8 protein-coding genes are annotated in these 7,623 nt (G+C 62.3%); 7 read left to right on the forward strand and 1 reads right to left on the reverse strand.

Annotation, left to right across the window (positions count from 1 at the left end; all coding sequences use genetic code 11):
- Positions 1-379: 379 nt before the first annotated feature.
- On the forward strand, positions 380-1,528 hold the full coding sequence (locus IVB32_RS36530) for an ABC transporter substrate-binding protein (protein ID WP_247404714.1): 1,149 nt from the start codon (positions 380-382) through the stop codon (positions 1,526-1,528).
- 34 nt (positions 1,529-1,562) lie between these two features.
- Here the strand turns inward: IVB32_RS36530 and IVB32_RS36535 are convergent, their stop codons facing one another.
- Positions 1,563-2,321 carry an SDR family NAD(P)-dependent oxidoreductase gene (locus IVB32_RS36535; RefSeq protein ID WP_018458719.1) on the reverse strand — a complete coding sequence of 253 codons (759 nt, stop codon included), beginning with the start codon at positions 2,319-2,321 and terminating at the stop codon, positions 1,563-1,565.
- A gap of 163 nt (positions 2,322-2,484) precedes the next feature.
- Between IVB32_RS36535 and IVB32_RS36540 the strand changes: the two genes are divergently transcribed.
- The 6 genes from IVB32_RS36540 to IVB32_RS36565 all read left to right on the forward strand — a co-directional run.
- Positions 2,485-3,744, forward strand: coding sequence for an extracellular solute-binding protein (locus IVB32_RS36540; RefSeq protein WP_247393733.1), 1,260 nt, complete (start codon positions 2,485-2,487; stop codon positions 3,742-3,744).
- A gap of 50 nt (positions 3,745-3,794) precedes the next feature.
- Positions 3,795-4,688 carry a sugar ABC transporter permease gene (locus IVB32_RS36545; protein ID WP_247338721.1) on the forward strand — a complete coding sequence of 298 codons (894 nt, stop codon included), beginning with the start codon at positions 3,795-3,797 and terminating at the stop codon, positions 4,686-4,688.
- Entirely contained in the window at positions 4,681-5,529 is an 849-nt protein-coding gene (locus IVB32_RS36550) for a carbohydrate ABC transporter permease (protein ID WP_247370710.1), read from the forward strand. Before IVB32_RS36545 ends, IVB32_RS36550 begins: the two co-directional genes overlap by 8 nt.
- A 22-nt stretch (positions 5,530-5,551) precedes the next feature.
- Positions 5,552-6,649 carry a Gfo/Idh/MocA family oxidoreductase gene (locus tag IVB32_RS36555; protein ID WP_247412965.1) on the forward strand — a complete coding sequence of 366 codons (1,098 nt, stop codon included), beginning with the start codon at positions 5,552-5,554 and terminating at the stop codon, positions 6,647-6,649.
- A 10-nt stretch (positions 6,650-6,659) separates the two neighbouring features.
- Positions 6,660-7,304 (forward strand): ThuA domain-containing protein, encoded by a 645-nt coding sequence (locus IVB32_RS36560; protein WP_027517159.1) that lies wholly within the window; start codon positions 6,660-6,662, stop codon positions 7,302-7,304.
- Positions 7,301-7,623 (forward strand): LacI family DNA-binding transcriptional regulator (locus IVB32_RS36565; protein WP_247412967.1); only part of this gene is annotated, 323 nt, incomplete at its 3' end. The genes IVB32_RS36560 and IVB32_RS36565, both read left to right, overlap by 4 nt.

The raw sequence follows: 7,623 nt of genomic DNA on the forward strand, positions 1-7,623 counted from the left end.
CTCTCTGCGTGTGCTTTTCGCGCAGCGGACCGCGGGTGCCAGCCGGCACCCGGCCTTCCCTGCGCCCTCTTGGACAAGAGGGTGGAGCGATCAAGCAAAGCTCGGGCGAAATCAGCCGCGAGAACGCGACGGCGTGTCGGCCTACCTCGAGATTCCGGTTCGAGCACCGATGTCTTGTCCCTAACGCTAGGGACAGACACGTTGCCGCGATCCGCTTAGCATGATCCGCCCGCTTGCTCGGGACCGCAGGAGGGAACGCGTATGTCGGACGACATGCCTTCTGGGCAGCGTCGGTGCGTCCCGGAGAGCAGTGCAAGCTCGAGCCGGGGCGCCCGATGCAGCCGGCGGAGTCATCAAAGCGGACAGGGAGGAACGGGACATGAAGATCGGTTTCGCGCGAGCCTCGCTTCTTGTGGCATGCGTCCTTTTTGGAAATGCTGCTCACGCGGACATCAAAATTGGAATTGTGATTTCGGCAAGCGGCCCGGGATCCGCTCTGGGACAACCGCAGCTCAAGACGGTTGCAGCTCTTCCGAAAGAGATCGGTGGAGAGAAGGTGACCTATATCGTCCTGGACGACGAGTCGGATTCGACCAAAGGGGTCCAGAACGCACGCCGGCTGGTGATCCAGGACAAGGTCGACGTGCTGGTCGGCTCCTCTCTGACCCCGGTGACCATGCCGATGCTGGATGTTGCACTCGAATCGAAGACGCCGCTGCTGTCGCTCGCTGCCGCTACCGCCATCGTTCAACCGATGGATGAGAAGCGCGTCTGGGCTTTCAAGGTCGTTCCCAATGACGACCTCATGGCGGCCGCCATCCTCAAGCATATCGCGACATCAGGCGTGAAGACGCTCGGCTATATCGGCGTTTCGGATGGCTACGGCGAGGGCTACTACAAGGAGGTGAGCCGCATCGCGCCTGCGTTGGGGCTGACCGTAACCACACATGAGGTCTACGCGCGCGCCGACACCAGCGTCACCGGTCAGGCGCTGAAGGTGATGTCGACCAATCCCGATGCCGTCTTCATCGCGTCCGCAGGAACTCCGGCCGTCCTGCCGCAGCAGGCGCTCCGCGAGCGCGGATACGCCGGGAAGATATTTCAGACACACGGCGTGGCCAGTGAGGAGTTCATCAAGCTCGGCGGCGCGAACGTCGAAGGTGCGGTATTCGCGGGCGAAGCTTTTACCATTGCCGCCGATCTTCCCGCAGGAGATCCGTTCCGTCGTTCGACGGAGGAGTTCGTGACCGCGTATGAAGCGGCGAACGGACAAAAGCCCAACATGTTCGCTGCTCACCTCTGGGATGTCGTGGCACTGATCGGAAAAGCTGCACCGGATGCGCTGAAGACGGCAAAGCCTGGCACAATCGAATTTCGCGCGGCGCTGCGGGACGCACTCGAGCGTGGGCAGAACATCTATCTCAACAATGGGCTGTCGAACATGAGCAAGGCCGATCACAACGGCTATGATGAGCGCTCGGCCTTTCTCATCAAGGTCGAAGGCGGGAAGTTCCGCCTGGCAAAGTAGCGGCGCGCCGATGCACGATCTGGTCTGGTCCGCCTCAGACCCAGCCGCCATCGACGATGTAGTGCTGGGCTGTGCAGGCAGAAGCCTCGTCGGAAGCGAGGAAGATGGTGAACTTCGCGACCTCGTCGGGCATGAGCTTGCGCTTCAGGCATTGTCGTTGCATGAGCTCGACCTCGCCCTGGGGTGTCATCCATTTATCGAGCTGGCGCTCAGTCATGATCCATCCAGGCGCTATCGCGTTCACGCGGATATTGTAGGCGCCGTAATCGCGCGCCAGAGAGCGTGTGAGACCGATCACACCCGATTTGCTGGCGGTGTAGGCGGCCATGCCGCCTTGTCCGGCGATCCACGATACCGAGCCGAAATTGATGATAGCGCCGGCGTTCGCCGCCTTCATGTCCGGCAACACGGCCTGCGCAGCAAAGAACTGGTGCTTCAAGTTGACCCCGATGCGGTCGTCCCAATATTCCGGTGTCATTTCCTCGGTGCTGTGCCGCTCGTCATGCGCGGCATTGTTGACGAGGATGTTGATCGCGCCGCGCACATTGCGCGCCTCCGCGACACCGGCACGTAACGCGGCAATATCGGTCAAGTCGACACGCATGAAACGCGCGCTAAGACCTTGATCCGAGAGCTCGCGTGCCAGCGATTGGCCCGCGTCGACATTGATGTCGAAGAACACGACATTGGATTTCTGCTGTGCGAAGCGCCGCACGATCGCAGCGCCAATTCCCGATGCGCCTCCGGTGACGAGAACGACCTTGCCGGCGAGGTCGGAATAAACGGCAGCCATGGATATCCCTCGATTTGCGTTGGGGGCAGCGCGACGCGGCCCGACTCTCCCGCTCACCTTAGCGACCTCCCTCGTGAGGTGCATAGGTCAGAATTTCAGTTGCGTACCTCAAAAATCGAAGGCAGGATTGCATCAAAGAATAAGAGCCCTTGGGAGGAATGTGATGAGACTGCTCGGGAAACTGGGACTAGCCGTTGTCGCATGCCTGTTCGGAGCGAAACTCGCTGCGGCCGAAACGACGGTCAAGTGGCTGCACATCGAGGCCAACCCGGCCCAGGTCAAAATCTGGGAGGAGGTTGCGCGCGCCTATGAGGGGTCGCATCCCGGCGTCAAGGTCGAGATGCAGTTCCTCGAGAACGAGGCCTACAAGGCCAAGCTGCCGACCATCCTGCAATCCAAAGACCGGCCCAACATCATCTACAGCTGGGCCGGCGGTGTCCTGAAGACGCAGATCGAGGCCGGTGTGCTCGACGACATCACCGATTCTGTGAAGGGCTACAGCGACAGTCTCACACCGGCGGCGCTCGCCGCCTTCACCAGCAACGGCCGTGTTTATGGTCTGCCCACGGCGCTCTCGCAGGTCGGCTTCCTCTGCAACAAGGAGCTGATGGCCAAGGCGAAGGTCGACCCTGCCGGGATCAAGAGCTGGGACGATCTGCTTGCTGCCGTGAAGACGTTGAAATCCGCCGGCGTGACCCCGATCGTGGTCGGCGGCGCCGATAAGTGGCCACTGCACTTCTACTGGACGCATCTTGCTGTGCGCATCGGCGGCAAGGCGGCGTTCGATGCGGCGCTGCGTGGCGAGAACGGCGGCTTTGCCGGGGGAACCTTCCAGAAATCCGGCGAGCTGTTCAAGCAACTCGTGGATCTCCAACCGTTCCAGAATGGCTTCCTGGGTTTCAAGAACCCGCAGGCGGTCGGCTATTTCGGCGACGGCAAGGCGGCGATGACGCTCGCGATCAGCACGGTCTATCATCTGCAGCGCGCTCTCGCCGCCGACAAGATCGGATTGACCGAGGACAAGATGTGCTGGTTCGACTTCCCGGTCGTGACCGGCGGTAAGGGCGCGCCGACCGATACGCTCGGGGGCATCACCGGTTGGCTGATTACGAAAGGCTCGCCGAAGGAGGCTGTCGATTTCCTGAAATACTTCGTCTCCAAAGAGGTGCAGACGCGGCTTGCCGCCGGCAACTTCATCATCCCGGTGGTGCAGGGCGCGGATGTCGGCCTCAACAACGGCTTCATGAAGCTGATCGCCGCCAATCTGGCGAAGTCGAACTACCACCAGAACTTCTATGACCAGAGCCTGGGTCCGTCCGTCGGCCGCGTCGTCAACGACGTCACGGCCGAGATCGCCGGCGGCAGCATGAGCCCGCAAGAGGCTGCCAAGGCGATCGAGGCGGCGTGGAAACAGGGCAACTGACGGTGACGCGGCGGACCGCGAGCGTGTCGGCGATCGGCGCTGCTGGCGAGATGGTCCCGCAGGTCACGGTCCGTGGCCCGAGTTGGGACGGCAGGCTGACGGTGCTCATCCTGTTCCTGCCGCCGGCGCTGCTGTTGTTCACGTTGTTCGTTGTGCTGCCGATCGGCGAAGCAGCTTGGTACTCGGGCTTCAATTGGAACGGATTCGGCAGGCCGACCAACTGGATTGGCCTGGACAATTACCGCTTTGTGCTGGAGACCCGCGCCTTCTGGCTCGCTCTGCGCAACAACGGCCTGATCATCGCTGTTTCGCTCGCCATCCAGCTGCCGCTTGCGCTCACCCTGGCCTTGATGCTCGCCGAACGCTTTCGAGGGGCGGTGGCGCTGCGCATGCTGTTCTTCATGCCCTATATCCTGGCGGAGATCGCAACCGGGCTGATCTTCAGCTTCGTCTATGATGGCGACTACGGCCTTGTGGCCTCGATCTGGCGCAGCTTCGGCGCCGAGCCGCCGCATCTGCTTGCATCGACGGATACGGCCATGCTGGCGGTGCTGATCGTGGTCGTCTGGAAGTACTTTGGCTTCCACATGATGCTATTCATCGCAGCGCTCCAGGGCCTCGACAAGAGCCTGGTCGAGGCGGCGCGTATCGACGGCGCGACCCGATCGCAAGCCTTGCGACATGTGGTCATCCCCTTGCTCTATCCGACGATAAGGCTATCCGTGTTCTTCGCCATCGTCGGCTCGCTGCAGCTGTTCGACCTCGTCATGCCGCTGACGCGCGGGGGGCCAGCGGACTCCTCGAACACGATGGTGAGCTTTCTCTACAACAACGGCATCTCGCGCATGCGGGTCGGCTACGGCAGTGCCATCGGCGTCATTTTGTTTGCGATCTGCGTGACCTTTGCCTTCACGTACAAGCGATGGTTCATGCGCGATGAGTAACGTCAGGACCATCCGAGCGCCGTTCGATCCCTCAGTATTGTTCAAGCTGGTGTTCCTGGCCGTTGTTGCCATCATCGTAATGGTGCCGCTGCTCGCGACCTTGTTCGGTGGTTTCAAGTCGCTCGGCGAACTGCGCGTCAATCCGTTCGGCCTGCCACGTCACTGGGAGTGGCAGAACTATGCCGACATCCTGTTCTCGGCACGCTACTGGCAGCTCTTGCGCAACTCGCTGATCATCTCGACCCTCACGGTAGCCTTGACCCTGATCGTCGCCTCGATGGCGGCGTTCACCTTCGCCCATATCAGGTTCTACGGCAGCTCGATGCTGCTGAGCTACCTGACGCTGGGCCTGCTGTTTCCGGCCGCGACGGCGGTGCTGCCGCTCTTCATCAAGGTACGCGATCTCGGGCTGCTCGATACATATTTTGGCGTTGCCCTGCCGCAGACGGCTTTCAGTCTCGCCATGAGCGTGCTGCTGCTGCGGCGTTTCTTCAAGGACATCCCGTACGAATTGCTGGAGGCCGCGCTGGTCGACGGCTGCAGCTATATCAAATTCTTCCGCTATGTGACCTTGCCTTTGTCCCGGCCGATCCTGGCGACCGTCGGTACCATCACCTTCGTCAACAGCTGGAACGCCTATCTGCTGCCGCTGGTGATGCTCAACACCGACGCGCTCTATCCCTGGCCGCTCGGTATCATGATTTATCAGGGCGAGTATTCGTCCGAGTGGCATCTGATCCTGGCCTTCATCACGTTGACCATCCTGCCGACGATCATTCTCTTCCTCCTGGCGCAGAAGCACATAGTCGCAGGCCTCACCGCCGGCGCGGTCAAGGGATGAACGGTACCTCACGGAGATCACAATGAGAAAAGTCGGCATCGGCATCATCGGCTGCGGCAATATCAGCACCGCTTATCTGAAGGCGGCCCAGCGCTTCGCGGTCATGGAAATCAAGGCGCTCGCCGATATGCGCAGCGATGCGGCAGAGCGGCAGGGCGCCGCCTTCGGGTTGCCGGCGATGCGGGTTGATCAGCTGCTCAAGCGAGACGACGTCGAGATCGTCATCAATCTCACTGTGCCACTCGCCCACACCGACGTCAGCCTGGCGGTGCTGAACGCCGGCAAGCACGTTCATTCCGAGAAGCCGCTCGGCATTAACGTCGCCGAAGCCCGCAAGGTGATGGAGCTCGCCGCGCAGAAGAATCTTCGCGTCGGTTGCGCGCCCGATACGTTCCTGGGCGGTGGGCACCAGACCGCGCGCAAGCTGATCGACGATGACGCGATCGGCACGCCCGTGGCCGGCAGCGCGTTCTTCGGCTGCCCCGGCCATGAGCGCTGGCATCCGGCGCCGGGTTTCTATTATTTGCGCGGCGGCGGCCCTATGCTTGACATGGGCCCGTACTACATCACCGATCTCGTGCAGCTGCTCGGCCCGGTGGCGAGCGTGATGGGCTCGACCGCGCGCCCGAAATCCGAACGGCTGGTCACCAGCCAGCCGATGAACGGAACGCTGATCCCGGTCGAAGTTGCGACCCATGTCGCCGGCACGCTCGAATTCGAGAGCGGGGCGGTCGTCTCGATCGCGATGAGCTTTGACGTGCCCAAGCACCGGCACGCGCCGATCGAGATCTATGGCGACAAGGGCAGCATGCTCGTGCCCGATCCGAACCGCTTCGGTGGCGAGGTGCAGGTCGCCAAGACCGGCGGCGACTGGGAACCGGTGTCGCTGACCCACGGTCATGTCGATGGCGAGTTCCGTTCCATTGGCGCCGCCGATATGGCCTCCGCGATACTGAACAACCGGCCGCATCGTGCGAGCGGCGCGCTCGCTTTCCACGTGCTGGAGGTGATGGAGGCGTTCCAGATCTCTGCCGAGGAAGGCCGGCGCGTCAAGATCGAGAGCCGCGTCGAGCGGCCGGCGATGCTGCCGGCCGGGCGTGAAACCGGACAGATCGACTGAGGACAGAAACATGCGCAAGGCAATGATTGTATGGGGCGGTTGGCCCGGGCACGATCCCGATCTCTGTGCTTCGATGATCCGTGGTTGGCTGAAGGCTGAAGGCTTCGAGGTGCGGACTGAAACCACCACCGCCGCGTTCGCCGATCCCGCGATTCACGACCTGTCGCTGATCATCCCGATCTACACCATGTCGACAATCGAGAAGGCGGAAGCGCTCAATCTCTGCGCTGCGGTCCGGAGCGGCGTCGGGCTCGCCGGCCATCATGGCGGCATGGGCGACGCATTCCGCGATTCCGTCGACTACCAGTTCCTGTGCGGCGGGCAGTGGGTTGCGCATCCCGGCAACATCATCGACTACAAGGTCGACTTGACGAAGCCGGATGATCCCATCATGAAGGGCCTGAAGAGTTTCGAGCATCGTTCCGAGCAGTACTACATGCATGTCGACCCCGCCAACGAGGTGTTGGCGACGACGACCTTCACCGGCGAGCACGCGCCCTGGATCGAGGGCGTGGTAATGCCCGTGGTCTGGAAGAAGCGATACGGCGCGGGCAGGGTGTTCTATTCCTCGCTCGGCCACCGCGCTTACGAACTCGACGTACCGGAAATCCGAACGTTGATGACCCGCGGCATGCTGTGGGCGGCGCGCGAATGAATGCTGGTGCGAGCCAGCCGGTGATTCGTGCCACGCTTGAGGACGTTGCGCGCACGGCGGGTGTTTCGCTCGCCACGGTCGACCGCGTCGTCAACCGGCGCGAGGGCGTGCGCGCCAAGACCGTCGCGCGGGTCGAGGCCGCGGTGGCAAAACTCGGCTATCGAGCCGACGTCGCGGCCGCGCGGCTTGCCCGCGGGCAGACGTTCCGCTTTGCCTTTGTGCTGCCGACGGGCAGCAACAGCTTCATGACCAACCTGACCGAGCAGGTCCAGCGCACCGCAGACTGGCTCGCCGGCCAGCGCGGCTTCATTGATATCCT

This window comes from Bradyrhizobium sp. 23 (assembly GCF_023073295.1).
GTDB classification, from domain to species: Bacteria; Pseudomonadota; Alphaproteobacteria; order Rhizobiales; family Xanthobacteraceae; genus Bradyrhizobium; species Bradyrhizobium canariense_D.